Annotated in this window: 19 protein-coding genes; 7 read left to right on the top strand and 12 right to left on the bottom strand. The window is 47.5% G+C overall.

The window, feature by feature from the left end; all coding sequences use genetic code 11:
• The 4 genes from ACFSVM_RS16115 to ACFSVM_RS16100 form a co-directional block, all read right to left on the bottom strand.
• On the bottom strand, positions 1–725 hold a 725-nt coding region (locus ACFSVM_RS16115), incomplete at its 3' end, for an energy-coupling factor ABC transporter ATP-binding protein (protein ID WP_379263364.1).
• 13 nt (positions 726–738) lie between these two features.
• Entirely contained in the window at positions 739–1,278 is a 540-nt protein-coding gene (locus ACFSVM_RS16110; protein ID WP_090725892.1) for an ECF transporter S component, read from the bottom strand.
• A 268-nt stretch (positions 1,279–1,546) separates the two neighbouring features.
• Positions 1,547–2,302: an energy-coupling factor transporter transmembrane component T family protein gene (locus ACFSVM_RS16105; RefSeq protein WP_090725577.1), complete on the bottom strand. Its 756-nt coding sequence runs from the start codon at positions 2,300–2,302 to the stop codon at positions 1,547–1,549.
• Between the two features lie 32 nt (positions 2,303–2,334).
• A complete protein-coding gene (locus tag ACFSVM_RS16100; RefSeq protein ID WP_090725579.1) occupies positions 2,335–2,898 on the bottom strand; it encodes a GNAT family N-acetyltransferase in 564 nt (187 codons plus the stop codon).
• A gap of 180 nt (positions 2,899–3,078) precedes the next feature.
• Here ACFSVM_RS16100 and ACFSVM_RS16095 point away from each other — a divergent pair, with 180 nt between their 5' ends.
• Positions 3,079–4,071: an alpha/beta hydrolase gene (locus ACFSVM_RS16095; RefSeq protein ID WP_090725580.1), complete on the top strand. Its 993-nt coding sequence runs from the start codon at positions 3,079–3,081 to the stop codon at positions 4,069–4,071.
• 146 nt (positions 4,072–4,217) lie between these two features.
• Here ACFSVM_RS16095 and ACFSVM_RS16090 read toward each other — a convergent pair whose 3' ends face one another.
• Positions 4,218–4,502, bottom strand: a complete 285-nt coding sequence (locus tag ACFSVM_RS16090; protein ID WP_090725582.1) for a hypothetical protein — start codon at positions 4,500–4,502, stop codon at positions 4,218–4,220.
• A gap of 194 nt (positions 4,503–4,696) precedes the next feature.
• Here ACFSVM_RS16090 and ACFSVM_RS16085 point away from each other — a divergent pair, with 194 nt between their 5' ends.
• Positions 4,697–5,176, top strand: coding sequence for a GAF domain-containing protein (locus ACFSVM_RS16085; RefSeq protein ID WP_090725583.1), 480 nt, complete (start codon positions 4,697–4,699; stop codon positions 5,174–5,176).
• 77 nt (positions 5,177–5,253) lie between these two features.
• On the opposite strand, the gene ACFSVM_RS16080 is transcribed toward ACFSVM_RS16085, so the two are convergent.
• Positions 5,254–6,684, bottom strand: coding sequence for an aldehyde dehydrogenase family protein (locus tag ACFSVM_RS16080; RefSeq protein ID WP_090725585.1), 1,431 nt, complete (start codon positions 6,682–6,684; stop codon positions 5,254–5,256).
• A gap of 176 nt (positions 6,685–6,860) precedes the next feature.
• On the opposite strand from ACFSVM_RS16080, the gene ACFSVM_RS16075 reads away from it, so the two are divergent.
• A complete protein-coding gene (locus ACFSVM_RS16075) occupies positions 6,861–7,169 on the top strand; it encodes a hypothetical protein (protein ID WP_076314669.1) in 309 nt (102 codons plus the stop codon).
• A gap of 125 nt (positions 7,170–7,294) precedes the next feature.
• Here ACFSVM_RS16075 and ACFSVM_RS16070 read toward each other — a convergent pair whose 3' ends face one another.
• Positions 7,295–9,508 (bottom strand): heavy metal translocating P-type ATPase, encoded by a 2,214-nt coding sequence (locus ACFSVM_RS16070; protein ID WP_090725586.1) that lies wholly within the window; start codon positions 9,506–9,508, stop codon positions 7,295–7,297.
• Between the two features lie 177 nt (positions 9,509–9,685).
• On the opposite strand from ACFSVM_RS16070, the gene ACFSVM_RS16065 reads away from it, so the two are divergent.
• Positions 9,686–10,063 carry an ArsR/SmtB family transcription factor gene (locus ACFSVM_RS16065; RefSeq protein WP_090725587.1) on the top strand — a complete coding sequence of 126 codons (378 nt, stop codon included), beginning with the start codon at positions 9,686–9,688 and terminating at the stop codon, positions 10,061–10,063.
• 181 nt (positions 10,064–10,244) lie between these two features.
• Here the strand turns inward: ACFSVM_RS16065 and ACFSVM_RS16060 are convergent, their stop codons facing one another.
• Entirely contained in the window at positions 10,245–11,405 is a 1,161-nt protein-coding gene (locus tag ACFSVM_RS16060; RefSeq protein ID WP_076314672.1) for an AI-2E family transporter, read from the bottom strand.
• A 434-nt stretch (positions 11,406–11,839) separates the two neighbouring features.
• Here ACFSVM_RS16060 and ACFSVM_RS16055 point away from each other — a divergent pair, with 434 nt between their 5' ends.
• The 3 genes from ACFSVM_RS16055 (at position 11,840) to ACFSVM_RS16045 (ending at position 14,197) form a co-directional block, all read left to right on the top strand.
• Positions 11,840–11,962: a hypothetical protein gene (locus ACFSVM_RS16055; RefSeq protein WP_256209788.1), complete on the top strand. Its 123-nt coding sequence runs from the start codon at positions 11,840–11,842 to the stop codon at positions 11,960–11,962.
• Positions 11,963–12,118: 156 nt separating this feature from the next.
• Positions 12,119–13,399 (top strand): ammonium transporter, encoded by a 1,281-nt coding sequence (locus ACFSVM_RS16050; RefSeq protein WP_081872379.1) that lies wholly within the window; start codon positions 12,119–12,121, stop codon positions 13,397–13,399.
• Positions 13,400–13,711: 312 nt separating this feature from the next.
• Positions 13,712–14,197 (top strand): CarD family transcriptional regulator, encoded by a 486-nt coding sequence (locus tag ACFSVM_RS16045; RefSeq protein WP_076314673.1) that lies wholly within the window; start codon positions 13,712–13,714, stop codon positions 14,195–14,197.
• Positions 14,198–14,270: 73 nt separating this feature from the next.
• Here the strand turns inward: ACFSVM_RS16045 and ACFSVM_RS16040 are convergent, their stop codons facing one another.
• The 4 genes from ACFSVM_RS16040 to ACFSVM_RS16025 all read right to left on the bottom strand — a co-directional run bounded on the left by ACFSVM_RS16040 (position 14,271) and on the right by ACFSVM_RS16025 (position 17,548).
• The gene (locus tag ACFSVM_RS16040) at positions 14,271–15,254 is read right to left on the bottom strand and encodes a Gfo/Idh/MocA family protein (protein WP_076314674.1); all 984 of its coding nucleotides are present in this window, start codon (positions 15,252–15,254) and stop codon (positions 14,271–14,273) included.
• A 141-nt stretch (positions 15,255–15,395) separates the two neighbouring features.
• The gene (locus ACFSVM_RS16035; protein WP_076314675.1) at positions 15,396–15,707 is read right to left on the bottom strand and encodes an ArsR/SmtB family transcription factor; all 312 of its coding nucleotides are present in this window, start codon (positions 15,705–15,707) and stop codon (positions 15,396–15,398) included.
• Positions 15,708–15,851: 144 nt separating this feature from the next.
• Positions 15,852–16,931: a copper resistance D family protein gene (locus ACFSVM_RS16030; RefSeq protein WP_090725589.1), complete on the bottom strand. Its 1,080-nt coding sequence runs from the start codon at positions 16,929–16,931 to the stop codon at positions 15,852–15,854.
• Between the two features lie 2 nt (positions 16,932–16,933).
• Positions 16,934–17,548, bottom strand: a complete 615-nt coding sequence (locus ACFSVM_RS16025) for a copper resistance CopC family protein (protein ID WP_379263356.1) — start codon at positions 17,546–17,548, stop codon at positions 16,934–16,936.
• Between the last annotated feature and the right edge of the window lie 187 nt (positions 17,549–17,735).

The following is a 17,735-nucleotide window of genomic DNA, read 5'->3' as shown; positions in this document are numbered from 1 at the left end:
AGCAGCTCCTGCGGCGTGCCGGCGAAGCGCACGGCACCGCCATCCAGGACGATCACGCGCGACGCTTGCAGCGCGTGATCGTCAAACCGCCCGGACGCGGTGATCAGCGTCCGGCCCTGCTCGTGCAGCGCGCTGCATAGCTGCACGAGTCTGCGCTGCGCCGGCGGGTCAAGGCTCGCCGCCGCATCGTCGAAGACGAGCACCTCTGGTGCGAGCGACAGAATGCTGCTGATCGCTGTCCGCTGCTTCTGCCCCCCAGACAGTCTGGACACTTCATCGTACCGTTTCTCCACAAGCGACACAGCGCTGAGGGCGTCACTTACCCGCTGTTCCAGCAGCTCAGGGGCAAGGCATAAATTCTCCGGGCCAAAAGCCACCTCGTCCTCAACGATGCCTTGAACAAGCTGTGCATCCGGGTCCTGAAATACCAGTCCGCAGACCGCTGCAATATCGGCAATCGAAGCGACGGCCGGGTCCAGTCCACGAACCCGCAGTTCTCCCGAGCGTTTCCCTCCGCCGGACCGGGGCAAGTAACCGTTAAGCAGCTGACATACCGTAGATTTGCCGCTTCCGCTGCCTCCGATCAGAGCAACCCGCTCTCCTTGGCAAATGGAAAAAGAGAGGCCCTTCAGCACAGGGCTGGCCTCTCCTTCGTATTGATAGCTGACATTTTTGAATTCAACCATGGGTTTATGAATCATAAGATTGTCGTGTGCATCCTCCATATCTCCCGCTCCCTTACACTTCTAACGGCTGCTCGGATGAACGATATCTCTTCAAGAGGCCCGTGCGAATCAATCCATCCCCAAGCACTTTCGTCAGCCATCCGCACAGCACGGCACCACTTATGACACGGGTAACAAAAGCACTAATAAGAACAGGCCAGCCCCACGCCGTGTAGCCGAACATTTGCGCTGCGAAGACAAACCATAACGGCACAAGAGCCGCACCTGCGATGAGCATAAAAGTTAGATTCCATTTGTTATATCTTGTGATCCAGCATAGTCCTTCCAGAACGACCATATAGCATAGTGCCGCAACAATGATGGATGCCAGACCGTAGGCGGAGCCTATAAAGCTCTGCACCAGTGCACCTATACTGTATGTAATGACGGCCGTACCGGGCTTGCGGATAATGTAATAGGCCAGTAATCCATAGATCATATATAATCCCACAATTGTCGAAGTGGCAATAGGGCCTCCGAAATTGTTCAGCATTTTGTTCACGACCGACAAGTAAAAGGTCATGGCTCCGTTCGCTGTCGCCAGCATAGCCATCAGAACAATGTCCAGGGTAGTAAACGCTGCAAAATGACGTTTAAGCCGAGATTCTTTTTTTGACACGATCCTCTCTCCATTCTGTTCAGATGTGATATAGCGATATACTCATTCAGATCAGCACGCTCAGTTCAGTCGAGATGTAGGTGCCTTGAGAATGCTTTACTGTACTTAATTTATAGACATGCAGTTCAATTGTCAACATAAAAATGATCGTTATAGGTTAACAATAAGTCCAGAACGAGACGCTATGATGAATGAACCCCGATCACCACAGCGTTCCGATCAAGACCATCAGAACGCTCCCCCCTGCATACCACGCACTATAACGCGAGAACCTGCGAACTCTTAGATAAGTACGCTCCGGATAGGCCCCGAACCCTTTTGCCTCCATTGCTCCAGCCGTTTGCTGCACTCTTCGGACACAGTTGACCAGAATTGAAACACCATAATTTCGATAATAACGAAGCTTATTGCGGATTCCTGTCTTCGGTTCACTTCCTCTCACCTTATGCGCCTGAGCAATCACTCTCCCCTCCTCCTCGAGTAAAGGCAGAAACGTGAGGGCAATCGAGACGCCAAACGCAAACCGGTACGGCACCTTCAAACGAAGTGTCAGTGAATGAACAAAATCCCGTGGATCCGTTGTTGTAATAAACAACAGAGATGAAACAAACAGATTAAACATACGCACGGTTAGCGCGCCGGCCAGCATCATACTGTCCTCTGCGATATGAATCGGGCCCAGCTCCCATAACAGTTCCTTCCCAGGCACTGCGAGTGTAGTTAAGACAAAATACGGAAGACCAAAGCTAAGCACGAAGAAGACCGCTTTTCTCAGCTGTGAGAAGAGCAGTCCTGCACCTAATTTTCCAATTACCAGCAGAACGAGAAACATCAGTCCCTGTACCAGCAAATGCTCCGAATTCAGAACTGCTGCGGTCCACGCCGCAAGCATCACCAATTTGCTTAATGGACTGATCCGGTGCAGTAGAGAGGCTCCCCTCCGATATTGAAGCAGCATTACTCCATATTCCTCCTTTATTCTTCACATTTCTATTTATATTTCCATTCCTCAAACAAAATGGAGTGCATTTGCATATCCTTATATCCAGTCGATGTATAGTGCAGCTGCCTAAGCAGGCCCTCACACTGGAATGACAACGCATGAAGCAGCTGCTGTGAGGCTGTATTTCTAGGATCCACCAGCGCTTCAATTCGATTCAGTCCCATCGTTTCAAATCCGTATTGCAGCAGGGCTCGAAGCGCTTCTGTCATGTATCCCTTGCGCCAATGAATGGAAGCAAGCTCATAGCCAATCTCTCCACGGAATGCACCTTGAAGCTGCCAATAATTAAATCCGCAGCTGCCGATAACAGCGCCGCTCTCTTGGAGAATGATCGCATAGCGGAAGCCGTCTTCTGTCCGTGAGGCCTGATCCAGCAGATCAATCATATCCTCTGCCTCCTGTACGCTGTGCATCGCTGAGATGTTCATATAGGCAGTAACCTTTGGATCGGACCAAATGGTGTAGATCTCTTTGCTGTCTTTTCTCATAAGCTTGCGAAGCAGCAACCGCTCCGTCTTCAGCTCAGGAATGTAACCGCCGCATACATACATTACTTCATACTCCTTTTTGCTCATGTACTGAAATGAATAATTCCAATTGTAGCTTATCTAATCACAGGATTGAAATGGTGACAAGCGTTTAATAATAGGTAAATGTGCCAAGTGGACATGAATGGCCGCCGTCATTCTAACAAATACTATTACCGATGTTGAAAGGAGGGTTTTCCATATATGTATCAAATCGCTTTTCTGCTTCTCTCGGTCTATTTCCTGATTGAAGGCATCGTTTCGTTTGGATTTAGGCAAATGATACGGATGAAAGTACGCAGTGAAGACTACCTGTTCTCACTCCTGGAGAAAGCCGGTGTGTATCATCGTTCTGATTTTAAGAAGCTTCAGAAAGAGGATGTCTGGATCCGAAGCCGTGATGGACTTAAGCTGCATGCTGTGATGATTGAAGCGAATCCTTCCTCCAAGCGCTGGATGATTATCGTTCACGGCTATACCGCCTCACACTTTATTTCCACACAATACATTCAAATGTTTCAGGAGTCGGGCTTTAATCTCCTGCTTGTAGATCAGCGCAGACATGGCAAGAGCGAAGGAGTCTACACCACGTTCGGCTATAAGGAAAAGTACGATATTGAAGCCTGGGTGGAATACGTGAATCAGCGGGCTGGCGAGAATTGTATTATAGGTCTGCATGGTCAATCCTTTGGCGGAGGCACCGTACTGGAATATAGCGCAATGGCTGCTTCGAATATCCGGTTCATTATTGCGGACTGCCCCTACTCCGATCTGACCGAGCTGATGAAGTATCAGCTGCGAAGGGTTCGTCTATATCCTGTATCCTGCTTCTACTATCTGGTAAGCCGGCGTGTGATGAAAAAAGCAGGCTTCCGTTTCGAGCAGGTATCCCCGACAAAGGCTGTCCAAATCAGCGATATTCCCACCCTGTTTATTCACGGAACTGAGGATCGCTTCGTACCTACGAAGATGAGCGAGGATTTATATAGGGTCAAAAAAGGGGTCAAGCGGCTGCTCCTGATCGAAGGGGCTGTTCATGCCAACGCTTATATGGTCAATCCGCAATTATATCGTACACAGGTTCTTGAATTTATTGACGAAGTGCTTGAGCATGAGCATATTCAGCTATATCCTGCATCCTCTATTCCTGCTTCCTCTGCTTCGGTAGAACAGCAGCTACGGACCCAATGGGGCTAGAGAAGATGATGATGTTCATAAAAAAAAGTCCGGTACCCCTGAATCGAGCTTCCTGTGACTGTCAGTAATGACAGTAAGGAAGCCTCGCCTTAGAGGTGACGGACTTTTTTTGCCGATGACCCAAATGAAGAAGCCACCGTTGCAAACTACACTTTATTCTTTTCTCCCACTTCAGAGCACACCGTATTCAGAACCGTCTGAATTTCCTTGAATTCATTAATTCCTGCACCGGTAATGCTGAATTGATCATTATGGGAAGTCAGAAAGTTCTCCTGCGTCAGTCTCTCCAGCTCCTGTTTCACTTCCCGTTCACCGACTCGGTAATCTAACGCCTCCAGTCGTGTCAGGACGTCTGTAACCGTCAGATCCTCCGTTTGAGCGAGATGAAGCATATGAATACGAATGAATAAGTTTTGCACATCTGCGAGCATAATCATATCCCCTTTCCGACTTCAATTACAGTATTTACTTCACCAATCCTCTTGCTTAAGAAACGCCAATCCCTTACAATGACAAGGATATTCATTCAAAATTATAGCTGGTGAGTCAATTTCATAACTTTGCACAAAACGTGAAAAGATTTATGGAATGGGCATACCCTATTCATACCGGAAGGTGATAAGAAATGTTCCATGCGATGACTTATGAGGGTACTAGAAGCGAGCAGTACCAAGCTGTTATTGATCAATTGAAGGGCTTAATTTACGAAGAACCCGATGCTGTAGCGAATATGGCCAATGCCTCCGCTCTGCTGAATGTATTCCTTAAGGATATTAACTGGGTCGGATTCTATGTATACGACGGCACAGAGCTTGTGCTGGGTCCCTTCCAAGGGCTGCCTGCCTGCATTCGCATTGCGCTTGGACGCGGCGTGTGTGGAACTGCGGCAGCGGAGCGCAAGACTCAGCTCGTTCGCAATGTTCATGACTTCCCTGGACATATTGCTTGTGATGCTGCGACGAACAGTGAGATTGTCGTGCCGATCGTGAAGAATGGCGAGCTGTTCGGTGTGCTTGATATCGATAGTCCACTGCTTAACCGTTTCGACGAAGAAGATCAGGCGTTCTTGGAGAGATTCGTGAGCATTCTGGCAGAGCAGCTGTAGCTTGCGATATATAAAATCTATCAACACAAATAGCAGGGCGTGGATGGACCACCCCCTGCTATTTGTGTTACGAGCTTCTACATACCGCGGTTCATGACAACCAGTTTCAGCTCTGTCATTGCTTCTATCGCATATTTAATTCCTTCCCGTCCATACCCGCTTTGCTTAACTCCGCCGTATGGCATATGATCCAATCGAAAAGTAGGAATATCATTGATGATGACGCCTCCGACCTCCAATAAATCAGCGGCCATCAGCGCGTGCTGAATATGATTCGTATAGATCCCCGCTTGAAGGCCGTATACCGAATCGTTCACCTTCTCAATTGCCTCTTCAATCGAGCTGACTTCATGAATGACCACCACCGGACCAAACACTTCCTGGCTGGACAGCTTCGCCGAATGCGGCACATGGGTCATGATCGTTGGCGCAAGTACTCGTTGTGAGACCTCACCACCGGTAATGAGCTCAGCACCTTCATGAACGGCTTCCTCGATCCACTCCAGCACCCTGCTCGTATCCTCCTCCGAGATCAAGGCGGATACATCCGTAGCTGAGTCCAGTGGATCGCCAATTACCAGTGCCTCTGTCTTCTCTCTGAGCAGCTCAATAAATGAAGAAGCTGCCGACTCATGGACATAAATCCGCTGGACCGAAATACAGACTTGTCCCTGATAAGAGAATGAACCCTGTGCAATTCGCTCTGCAACAGCATCCAGATTGTCGATATCTTTATCAACAATGACGGCTGAATTCGAACCGAGCTCCAGCGTAACCCCTTTGAGACCTGCCCTCTCCCGAATCCCCTTGCCCACGCCTGGACTGCCTGTAAAAGTAATATGCTTGACCCGTTCATCAGACACCAGCAAATCTCCGATCGTTTTGCCGCTGCCGCTCACTACATTCAGAGCCCCCTTGGGCAGTCCCGCCTCCTCAAACAGCTCGGCTATGAAATAAGCAGATAGCGGGGTCTGACCTGCAGGCTTCAGTACCACTGTATTTCCCGCCGCCACAGCCGGACCCAGCTTGTGTGCGACCAGATTCATGGGGAAATTAAACGGAGTGATGGCCCCAACTACACCGATCGGCTCTCTCACGGTGTAAGCGACTCTTCCCTCTCCTCCAGGCGCAGCATCCATCGGCAGCGATTCCCCCTGGATCCGGCGAGCTTCCTCTGCTGCAAAACGATAGGTCTCAATTGTTCGCTTAACCTCGGCTCTTGCCGCCTTTATTGGCTTGGCTGCCTCCCTTGCTATAAGAGCAGCCGCTTCCTCCTGCCGATGGTGGAGCAGATCCACCACCTTGTTCAATATAGCTGAACGCTCATGCGCCGGCATACGCCGGGTCACTGCATAGGCTTTTTCGGCACTGGCGATCGCTGCTTCGACATGCTGCTCCCCAGCCACTGCAATCTCTGCAAGAGCTTCCCCGGAATAAGGGGAATACAGCGTCTTCCACGAGGTCCCTTCTATCCATTCTCCTCCGATGTATAACTGTTGTTTGCGCATGCTGCTTCCTCCTCATTGTCAATCATTTATCGATATTCTTGTACTTCTCCACAGTCTCTATTACCCAGCGGGCTAACCTAAGTTCAGGACAGCATACATAGGGCCAAGCCAAAGGGACATACAATAAACAAACTAAAGTGCGGACGGTTCGTCCTAAGTACGAAAGGAGCAGCACCATGAAATACCGTATTATTGGTGTATATGGATCAGGTACGATAACCCATACTTCCCGGCAAAAGTATACTGTCATTATCGTGAGCAGCTCAGATATTGCTTATTTTGTATTTACGGATATACTGCTCAATTCATGCTTGTATGCAGCACTCCGTTATATTCATGCCCCATCCCCGATGCTGACTAGCATAGCCGGTACGGAGGCCTTCAAACGCTGGATTATGCGCTCTCCGAAGCACCGCCAGTTGACGATCAGCAGCAGCCGGAGAAAAGCAAACAAGCTGAAATCCTTGCGAAATGCAGGAGCATAGAGCATTAAATCTTATTCCTTGACGGGCTGCATAAACTGCCATCGGAAGCTAGCCGGCTGAACCAAAAAAAAGCTTATTCTCTCCCAGTGAAGAGAATAAGCTTTTTGCGGCCTGCTTGCAAAGGGTCAGCCTTTATATTTCAAGATCCGCATGGAATTGAGTACAGCAAGCACTGTTACACCTACGTCCGAGAATACAGCCTCCCACATCTCTGCCATTCCAAAGGCCCCGAGGATGAGAAACAATCCCTTCACCACAAGAGCAAAGATGATGTTCTGCCAGATGATCACTCTCGTCCGTTTCGCTATACGAATGGCCGTGGCGATCTTCGACGGTTCATCTGTCATAATGACGATATCAGCGGCCTCAATCGCAGCATCCGAGCCCAGACCTCCCATGGCTGCGCCAACATCCGCGCGTGCAAGCACAGGTGTATCATTAATGCCGTCTCCGACAAACATGACCTTCTCCTTGGCCGGCTTGTTCTCCACCAGCCGCTCCAATTGCTCCACCTTGCCGGCAGGCAGCAGCTCTGCATGAATCTCATCGATTCCGAGCTCCTCTCCCACCGACCGCGCAACGGAACGCGCATCCCCGGTCAGCATGACCGTCTTCGTTATATTGAGTGCCTTCAATTCCTTGATAGCTCTTGCCGCATCCTGCTTCACCTTATCCGAGATAACAATGTGTCCTGCATAGCTTCCGCCTATTGCGATATGAACCACGGTACCGTGCTGCACAGGCTCAGCGTAAGAAATTCCGTGCTGCTCCATAAGCTTCTTATTTCCCGCAAGCACCTCTGTACCGTCAAGCAGAGCCCTGATCCCATAACCGCTTAATTCTTCATAGCTTCCGACCCGATCCTGATTCAGCTCCTGACCATATGCGCTTCGGATCGACTCAGCAATCGGATGATTGGAATGATACTCTGCATAGGCTGCATACTTGAGCAGCTCTTCTGGATTCTGCTGCGCGTTATCTGCAGGATATAGGCCAGTAACCTGAAATACGCCTTCTGTCAGCGTACCCGTTTTATCAAAAACGATCGTTGTTACATCACCCAGCGCCTCCAGGTAATTGCCGCCTTTCACTAGCACGCCTGCCCTTGAGGCTGACCCGATCCCTCCGAAGAAGCCCAGCGGAATGGAGACCACGAGCGCACATGGACATGAGATAACCAGAAAGACCAGTGCACGATAGAGCCAATCGGCAAATTCCGCCCCGCTGATGACGAATGGCGGCACTACAGCCAGCAATGCGGCAACAATGACCACAATTGGCGTGTAGACACGCGCAAATTTATTAATGAACGTCTCTGTCGGTGCTTTTTTGCTCGTTGCATTTTGAACAAGCTCCAAAATTTTAGACACCGTTGATTCACTATAATCCTTGGATACTTCCATGGTAAGCACACCATTCAGATTCACGAAGCCGCTAAGCACTTCACTGTCTGGCTGAGCTTCTCTGGGAACAGATTCTCCTGTAAGAGCGGAAGTATCCATCATGGAGGTTCCGCTGATGACTTTCCCGTCGAGCGGTACACGCTCGCCTGGCTTTACAACGATGCGGTCGCCAATGCTCACCTGCTCTGGTGACACTCTGACCACACCCTCCGCTGTTTCGAGATTAGCGTAGTCAGGACGTATATCCATTAGTGATTGAATCGACTTTCGAGAACGGTTTACCGCAAGGCTTTGGAACATTTCACCGACCTGGTAGAACAGCATGACAGCGACGGCTTCAGGATATTCCTGAATGGCAAAGGCGCCAATCGTTGCAATGGTCATCAGGAAATATTCATCAAACACCTGTCCCCTTGAAATATTGCGAACCGCCTGCCATACCACATCACCGCCGACCAAGAGATACGCAAGGATGAATAAACCAATCTCAGCATAGCCTGACATCGGTACGAGCGCAGCTAACGCTGCAAGCGCTGTGCCGACGGCAAGGCGTGCGCCGCGTTTCCACAGCTGAGCCGCTCCTGCGTCATGCTGATGTCCTGCATGTGAGTGTCCGTCCGCATGCTCTTCAGCGTGTGAAGCTGCGTGGTCATGATGATCTTTATGACGATGAGCTGCTGCACTTGCCGGCTCGATTACGGAAACACGAATATGCGGCTCAATGCTTCTCACTTTCTTGGCAGCTTCAGTGAGCACTTCCGCTGATCTGTCAGCATCGGCGGTGATACTCATTCTCGTCGTTGCAAAATTGACAGCAACGGAGGAGACTCCACCGATCTTACCTACACCTTCTTCAATCTTACGGGCACAATTGGCACAATGCAGCCCTTCCAGAAGCAGTTCTTTTTTTATTTGACTTGTATTTGTACTCACCATGTGTCATCTCCTCTTCCCACCGAACAACATCAATATATGAGCAATCATTCATATGTTATGAATCCATTATATGCACCGGGTCAAAAAGAAGTCAATCTTTTGTGTTCTTCAAATTTATCTTTATGCAGACCGCCTGATTTTGGCTATAATAGAGCTATTAAAGAGGCGGTGATATACATGAAAGAACAAAAGGCAACCCCTGTCGTCGAGGAATGCGAGCCTACCTGCTTCGGAACCGAGGCCCAGCTTGACCAGACGAAGATGTCCCTAATGGATAAACCAACTTCGGTGCAAATGGCGGATTGGTTCAAGGCATTCAGCGACCCTACACGTCTCCGGATTATAGATGCGCTTCTGCAGCGCGAATTATGCGTTCACGACCTGACTGTACTGCTTGAAATGGGCCAGTCTGCTATCTCTCATCAGCTGCGCTCCCTGCGTAACATGCGTATCGTCAAGCGTCGCAAAGAAGGTAAGACCGTCTATTATTCCCTTGATGACGGACATATTGAGCAAATTTTTATCCAGACGCTTCAGCATATTAAGCATGAATAGGATTAATTTCATCATATCTTTAACTGCTTAAATCAAGGGTATATAGAGTTTCTAATTCACCTTTTTGATGAAATGGATTCAATAGAGCAAAAAAAGCGCTCAGTGGAATCAGGCTGTACAGCCCTGATACCCTGAGCGCTTTATTTTTATAAAAAAAGAGAAAATCTGCTGCTTAATACACTTAACGTTTGTAGCTGTCTTCCCTGCTCTCCGGACCGTACAGTCCCGATTGGTTCTTAAACCAATTAAAGAGGTGGGTGAATACCACCTTCAGTACAGCATAGCCTGGTACAGCAAGCAGAATTCCGACGACTCCAAACAGATTGCCCGCTGTCAGAATAACAAAGATAATCGTAATCGGATGCACCTTGAGCGATTTGCCCATAATCTGAGGTGAAATAAACTTACCTTCAACGAGCTGTACAATCGTCCATACTGCAATCATCTTGAGCAGCATGATCGGCGAAGTCACCGCTGCGACGATGAGCGCAGGCGTGATGGCAATAGCCGGACCAAGATAAGGTACAATCGCGGTACAAGCTGCGATGACCGCAAGGATCAATGCATAATCAAGTCCGATGATAATGTAGCCGATGTATAGCAGAACACCGATACAGAAGCTGACGATAATCTGACCACGAATATACGAGCTGATCTGATGATTGGACTCCGAAAGTACTCTGGAAGTGCCGCCACGGATATTGGTAGGCAAGAAAGACAGCAAATAGCCAGGAAGCTTCTTCCCGTCCTTCAGCAGGTAGAACAGAATAAAAGGCACCGTAATGATAGCCAGAATAGTTTCGGTCAGTACACCCAGGAAGCCGCCGATTCCCGTAACGGTCGAATCCACAATAGTACTCACCCGCTCAGACAGACTTCCCACAATATCGTTAAAATTAATGCGGAGCGTGTTCTCGATCTGCGTTAAGTAGCCTGTGCCAATGAATTGTTCAAATTGTTGAACAACATTCTCGTAATAGACAGGGAAGTTTTTAACCAGATCCGTAATTTGCTGACGAACAACCGGTATAACCGCGAGTACAACAATAGTAATAATTGCTGCGATCAGCAGATATAAAATAAGTATGGAGTATACACGCTTCACTCTTCGTCTCTCGAGCATATCCACGATCGGATTAAGCAGATAATATACAACACCCGTCAATATGATGGGCAGTATAATCGTCTTGAGCAATACTTCAATCGGGAGAAAAATAAAAGATATTTTGCTGAACACCATTACATTCAGCCCAACTAATAAAACGACCAGCAGGAACAACACAAATTTATTGTTAAGAAAAAATCTCTTGAACCTGTCTGGCCACACCTTCTCTTGTTCCATGCAGCCGCATCCCTCTCTAACTGAATAAAAGCTCTAACTACTTACATACATTCTACTGAAAATAACGTAACAATAATACGTTCATCTCTTATTTTCGTTTCAACAATTGTATAAATGATGCTTCATGTTAACTATTCTATCAATTGAACCGGCTATTTGCCATTATATAAACTCAAATATAGGGCTAATTGCCATTCTATAAATTCAAACAAAAGTCGGAGTTACAAGGTCAATTCGTATGTCGTCTTCACAATATAGGTGATAAAGTGCAAATAATTATGCAAATTTTATGAAAAAACAAGAAAATATAAAAGTTCTTATGTTAGATATATTGACAACAAGTGCTTTTGCACCTAAAATACGGTCAGAGCCTTTAAATAAGGAACCTTAAATCTTCTGAGATTCACTGGTGACTAACCGACTGGAGACGAATCATGATACATACACTGCTTCAGCTTCTTGCAGAATACATGAACGTTCAGATCCTGGCGAGGAAGGTTGTCTATGATTCAACGGCCAAGTCATTACCTTTGCAGCTGAATAGACTGATTTCATGAAACAAGGGGAGTTCGACACTCGCTTGTGCCATAACCATTCTATTTTGAAGCGACTCGGCTATCTTGAAGGTTGTGATTTACAGATTAAGGTTGAAGTAACGGATGTTAAGAAGTCAGAAGGGGCGCATCACACATCATACACAAGGAGTGGATCAGATGGAAATCGGAATCAACAGCGTATGGGTAATGCTCGGAGCTATTCTTGTACTGTTCATGCAAGCCGGATTTATCCTGCTCGAAGCAGGGTCGACTCGGATGAAGAATGCCGGGCACGTCGCAGGTAAAACGATCTTTACAGTTGGTATTGTGTCTGTAGTATTCTGGGCAGTCGGATATGCACTTATTTTTGGTGGTCAAGGTAATTCAATCATCGGATGGGGAGATTACTTCTTCTTTAACGAACCGGAGGTTCCGGCTGACAGCACAGTAGCACCTACCGTTATGTTCATCTTCCAGCTGGCTTTTGCAGCAGTCTCAATGTCCATTGCATGGGGCGGCTTCGCAGAGAGAGCTAAGCTGTCCGCTTACTTAATCTTCGCAGCACTGTTCTCTATCCTTGTATATCCGGTTATCGCACACTGGATCTGGGGCGGTGGCTGGCTGGCAGACCACGGAGATCAAGACTTCGCCGGATCTACCGTTGTCCATCTGACAGGTGCTTGTGCGGCGCTTGCAGCAACACTCCTGCTCAAACCACGTATCGGTAAATATAATAAAGACCGCAAACCTCTTAATATGCCTGGTCATAACCAAGTTTTCACTACACTCGGTGTCATGATCCTCTGGGTAGGCTGGTTTGGATTCAATGCCGGCAGTACGATTACGGTTGAAGATGGTAACTTCTTCGGATATGTCGCTATCAATACGCAGCTCGGTGCAGCAGCCGGTGCCGTAGCCGCCCTTCTGATCGCTTGGGCTGTTATGGGTAAAGCAGATGTATCCATGATGCTTAACGGTGCTCTTGCAGGTCTCGTTGCGATTACTGCATCTTGTGCTTATGTAGATTCCTGGGCAGCCATTGTGATCGGTCTTATCGCTGGTATTCTCGTATTCTTCAGTATCCGTATGTTTGAAAACCTGGGTATCGACGATCCTATCGCAGCACTTTCCGCTCACGGTACAGCAGGGATCTGGGGAACACTCTCCACTGGTTTCTTCGCAACTCCAGAGCTCGTTGAGAAACTGGGTGTTGGTAATGCGGGTCTCTTCTACGGCGGCGGCTTCGGTCAGTTAGGTGTTCAGGCTATGGGTGTTATCGCTTGTGGACTATACGCTTTCATCGTATCCTATGCAATTTTGTGGGTAATGAAGAAGACGATCGGAATTCGTGTATCAGAAGAGGAAGAATTGATCGGTCTGGATATGAGTGAGCACGGAACTTACGGTTATCCAGAGCAATTGTCCGTAGAGAATAACAAAACAAACGCGACGCTTTAAATGTTATAAAATTATGGTCAGTACCCAAACCAAGCCCAGGTCAAATTTGATCTGGGCTTGGTTTTTTTGCGTTGACTATTCCTCTCCTTCAGCTTCCGATATTTACCTGATCCATCACTAAAACAAGGGTATGATATAATAGAAGGAGATGCCTCGGTCATCTTGTATATTAAGCTCCAAGTCTCAAGCAAAGTTGTTGGAGGATAAGATCGTCATCTGGCTTAATCGATGTCGTTATGATTGCGATTATTGATGCTTTCACTCCATTAAAAGTTCACATCTTTAGATCTTAGAGAAAAGGAGTCTTTATTCATGTATCAAGTAGGAGATTGTGTTTTTTATCCAATGTACGGCGCAGGCTTTATTCATTCTTTAGAAGAAAAAGAAATTCTTGGGGAGAAGCAATGGTACTTTGAGGTCCGCATTGACCATCCTCTTATGAATGTATCTATCCCTGTAGCGAAAGTAGATTCTCTAGGAATTCGCTGCATCAGTGATGAAGCAACATTGATGCTGGCCAAAGCCATTTTTCAAGAAGAATGCGGGGATATCCCTTCAAATCCGAACACAAGACAACAACTGATGCTCGGCAAGCTGAAAACCGGAGACATCTGTATGGAGATTCAAGTTATCCGCGACCTAAGTAATTTGATGACTCGCAAAACGTTAGGTTGGTCGGACAAGAACATGCTGAACAATGCGCGAAAGCTCGTGATCAGCGAGCTTATTTATGCTCGGAATGTATCACCAGAGCAAGCAACGGAGTTACTTAACGATTCTCTAGTTGCTCTTAATTAAGAATAACCCGGTAGCGCTGACCTTCTCGCGTTCCGGGTTATTTTGTGTTTAATCTCTGCTTAATCTCCCAGCATCAGCGATCAGCAGGATATACGAGTCCGATCTGCTTGCGAACGGTATCCATAATTTCCATCGTTATGCTGGAATGCTGGTGTGAATTGTTAACCGATTGAAGCTCACCGCTCTGAACGAGCCTGATAAACTCTTCCGCTTCATACTTCATGGCTGGTGCTTCGTCCAGTTCAGATATTTGCAGGGAATCGCCGTTTCGATATCGTAAGGTGACCGCTCCGGGTACGTTAATATGATCAATGATCATACTGCCCTCTTCACCTTGGATCTCCGAAGGTAAATAGGAATTGGTGATCTTGGAATAGCTGATCACACCCTCCATATCTTTATATTGAAGCACGATGCTGCCTTCACCATCTACTCCCGAATCCAGCATGACACTTGTCGCTTTGACATTCTCCGGCTGGCCGAACAATACCACCATCGGGTAGATGCAGTAGATCCCAATATCCATGAGTGAGCCATTGGAGAACTCAGGCTTGAACGCATTCTGAATGTCTCCTTGCTTGTATGCATCATAGCGAGATGAATACTGGCAGTAGTTCACCATATATTTACGCACTTGTCCAAGCTTAAGGATATGCTCCTGCATCGCCTTAAACCCCGGCATAAGCGTTGACTTCATCGCTTCCATGAGCACAACCTTATTGGCTTCTGCCGCAGCAACCATATCTGCTAACTCTTTGCTGTTGGATGCCATTGGCTTCTCACAGAGAATATGCTTGCCGTGCTGCATCAAGAGAACAGCCTGCTTACTGTGATACGAGTTCGGACTCGCTATGTATACCGCATCCAGCACATCGCTTTGGGCCATTTCCTCAAGATCAGTAAATACGTGCTCCGCACCATGCTGTTCCGCAAATTCTCGTCCTCTCTCCTCTGTACGAGAATAGACAGCTGTCAGCTTAAAATCAGGAAGAGTCGATGCCGCTTCAATAAATTGAACCGTAATCTTATTCGTTCCGATAATTCCAAAACGTACCATGTTACCTCACATCCTCTCTATATCCGGCCCATTATAACATATTTTCGTGCAAGGTCAGAATTCAACACTTGGCACTTCCAACTGCCAGCTAAAATCCACATATCCGAAAAAATAGATGATAAAAACAACGGACTCCTTTCTTTATAAGTTGTTTGTCAGCTCTTCACAAAACTGCTTAATGACGTCTTCATTGCGTCTGTAATACGTCCACTGTCCCACTCGTTCCGATATGAGCAGCCCGGCCTTCTGCATCGCAAGGAGATAGCTTGAGATCACCGATTGGGCAAGTCCAGCCTTGACCTGAATATCTCCGACACATACACCCTTTGATACATCACCACCCGGCGGACGATGATACTTCTCGCCGAAATGCTCTTCCGGATTCTTGAGCCATTCAAGAATATCCCGACGCGTCTCATTCGATAACACTTTATGAATCATTATAGGTTCCATGAATATAATTATATCTGCCCTCCTTCATTTGTAAACAAAAGGACCCGTTGTCTAGGTAAAGCCCCTTTCGTTCAAAAGGACGGATTCATCTCATGGATGTACACCTGCTCCTGACGTAAGGGGCTTCGAATTATGCCTTCTTTTTTATTGTACACAGAGCATCACTGCTGCGTAGGCACTCATGACAAACACAAGTCCTGCTATCAGGGAGCTGCCAGGTCTTGATTGATTCCGTCGGAACGAATACACGATGGTTCCAAGGCTGAGCAGCGCAATGATCCCGGGGATCAAGGCCCAGGCAGTTAGGCTGATGGATAGCGGAAGACTCGCTTCCGGATGCAGCATTGTAAACATAGCGGACGGTTCGCTGTATTTAAGCGTCTCCGCCACTTCATGCGGAGGTGTCTGCAGCTTCATAAATGCCGTGAAGCCGAAGACGAGAATCACGATAATAGCTTCTGCTCGAAGCCAAGGAATCGGATTAAAGCTAGGATTGGACTTTAATTTGTGCTTATAAATAAAACCGTTGCCAAAACCAAACACGATCAGCGGAATGAACAGCAGATGCTTCATTAGCAGTGCTTGGCCATAGGATAGTATCCAGGAATTCACATACTCCGGTGTCGTGTAAGACATGGTCATGAGACCGGAGACCAGAATCATGAGCACACCGGCAATCGCCACAGGTGTGTACCATTTTAGAAATGCAGGCCAGTTCCTCGCCTCTTGTGTAAACCAGGCAATCACAAGCAGAATGCCAATCCATACCGCTACACCGAGCATATGCAGAAACTGTATGGCCGCTCCTTTAAGCCCGGCGATCGCCCCCAGATGGCTGGACCATCCGAAGATCGCAATGATACAAACAGTAATCAATACCGATGGATACAGTACTTTCTTCTCCTGCAGTGAATTCTTGAATAGCAGGAATTGGAGCAGGAGCAGGATACATAATCCAACGACAATTAAATACGCTCTGCCTTCTTTGAAAGTAAATAATACACTCGAAATCGCTTGACCATAACCGATGCTCGGCCCAAATCTTATGATGATCTGCAGGAGAGGAGCAGACGCAAGCAGAATAATGCCGACGATGCTCAAATTAACGGTCCAGCGCGGAATCTCTACCAGCGGTTTAGAGCCTGCCGGTGCAAGCTGCACCAGCAGGCTCCCCATTAGAAATGCATAGCAGATATATAATAGTCCATCGCTTAGGAAAGACATGTTTATTTTTTACCTCTCTTACGCATCGCTACATAAACACCCGCAATTACAATGGCAGCCACAATACCAATCCAGAGAGCTGTATTGTTAAAGCCGGATGCTGTCTCAGGCTGTGCAGTCTCTGCCGTATTCTCAGCTGCTTCTCCTGCCGGAGCTTCTGTACTTGTATCCGCAGCAGGCTCCTCTGTTCCCTGATCCTCATTAGATACGGGAGTATCTCCGTTATTCTCCTCTGCAGGCGGTGCATCTGCTTCCGGCGCTGTCTCAGGTGCATTTACGGTAAACGCAACACTGCCTGTGACTTCATGGCCATCTTCCCCGATAATCTTCCAGTTCGCTGTATACTTGCCATTCGCAAACGGAGCAGCTGCGGTTCCCGTAAGCACATTTCCTTCAACTTCCGTTGAAGCCAGCTCTACCTTATCGCCATTTTCACCTACGACTTCTACCGTGCTCAGCTGCTCAATCGGTCCTTCAAAGGTCAGCTGAACCTCTGTCAGCTCTGCGGTGATCTCTTCCCCATCGGCAGGCAATGAGCTCTCGAGATGCGTATGCGCAAACGCTGCTCCCGGCATCAGTAATAGAAATAGGACTAACATTAATACGACTTTTTTCATTATTTTCGTTCCTTTCTGTGCTCAATATTAAATTGATTAAACTCTATGTACATCAGCATAACTTAAATGACTTGCAATGTTGAATAGCCCACTCGGGCCATTCTAGACAACAATGCGGAAGTAATTATCTCAAAAATTGAACAAAAAGCAACAGATTCCCCCCACTGCTATATATATTAGACAAGTT

Source organism: Paenibacillus shunpengii (assembly GCF_042684905.1).
Taxonomy (GTDB): domain Bacteria; phylum Bacillota; class Bacilli; order Paenibacillales; family Paenibacillaceae; genus Paenibacillus; species Paenibacillus shunpengii.
This window is presented reverse-complemented; position numbering and strand designations above follow the sequence as displayed.

Bases quoted from the DNA above. Each gene is read 5' to 3' on its own strand.
- ACFSVM_RS16110 (WP_090725892.1), bottom strand. From the start codon at position 1,278: ATGGCTATGCTGGCGACAGCGAACGGAGCCATGACCTTTTACTTGTCG.
- ACFSVM_RS16105 (WP_090725577.1), bottom strand. From the start codon at position 2,302: ATGCTGCTTCAATATCGGAGGGGAGCCTCTCTACTGCACCGGATCAGT.
- ACFSVM_RS16100 (WP_090725579.1), bottom strand. From the start codon at position 2,898: ATGTATGTATGCGGCGGTTACATTCCTGAGCTGAAGACGGAGCGGTTG.
- ACFSVM_RS16095 (WP_090725580.1), top strand. From the start codon at position 3,079: ATGTATCAAATCGCTTTTCTGCTTCTCTCGGTCTATTTCCTGATTGAA.
- ACFSVM_RS16090 (WP_090725582.1), bottom strand. From the start codon at position 4,502: ATGCTCGCAGATGTGCAAAACTTATTCATTCGTATTCATATGCTTCAT.
- ACFSVM_RS16085 (WP_090725583.1), top strand. From the start codon at position 4,697: ATGTTCCATGCGATGACTTATGAGGGTACTAGAAGCGAGCAGTACCAA.
- ACFSVM_RS16080 (WP_090725585.1), bottom strand. From the start codon at position 6,684: ATGCGCAAACAACAGTTATACATCGGAGGAGAATGGATAGAAGGGACC.
- ACFSVM_RS16075 (WP_076314669.1), top strand. From the start codon at position 6,861: ATGAAATACCGTATTATTGGTGTATATGGATCAGGTACGATAACCCAT.
- ACFSVM_RS16070 (WP_090725586.1), bottom strand. From the start codon at position 9,508: ATGGTGAGTACAAATACAAGTCAAATAAAAAAAGAACTGCTTCTGGAA.
- ACFSVM_RS16065 (WP_090725587.1), top strand. From the start codon at position 9,686: ATGAAAGAACAAAAGGCAACCCCTGTCGTCGAGGAATGCGAGCCTACC.
- ACFSVM_RS16060 (WP_076314672.1), bottom strand. From the start codon at position 11,405: ATGGAACAAGAGAAGGTGTGGCCAGACAGGTTCAAGAGATTTTTTCTT.
- ACFSVM_RS16055 (WP_256209788.1), top strand. From the start codon at position 11,840: ATGATACATACACTGCTTCAGCTTCTTGCAGAATACATGAACGTTCAG.
- ACFSVM_RS16050 (WP_081872379.1), top strand. From the start codon at position 12,119: ATGGAAATCGGAATCAACAGCGTATGGGTAATGCTCGGAGCTATTCTT.
- ACFSVM_RS16045 (WP_076314673.1), top strand. From the start codon at position 13,712: ATGTATCAAGTAGGAGATTGTGTTTTTTATCCAATGTACGGCGCAGGC.
- ACFSVM_RS16040 (WP_076314674.1), bottom strand. From the start codon at position 15,254: ATGGTACGTTTTGGAATTATCGGAACGAATAAGATTACGGTTCAATTT.
- ACFSVM_RS16035 (WP_076314675.1), bottom strand. From the start codon at position 15,707: ATGGAACCTATAATGATTCATAAAGTGTTATCGAATGAGACGCGTCGG.
- ACFSVM_RS16030 (WP_090725589.1), bottom strand. From the start codon at position 16,931: ATGTCTTTCCTAAGCGATGGACTATTATATATCTGCTATGCATTTCTA.
- ACFSVM_RS16025 (WP_379263356.1), bottom strand. From the start codon at position 17,548: ATGAAAAAAGTCGTATTAATGTTAGTCCTATTTCTATTACTGATGCCG.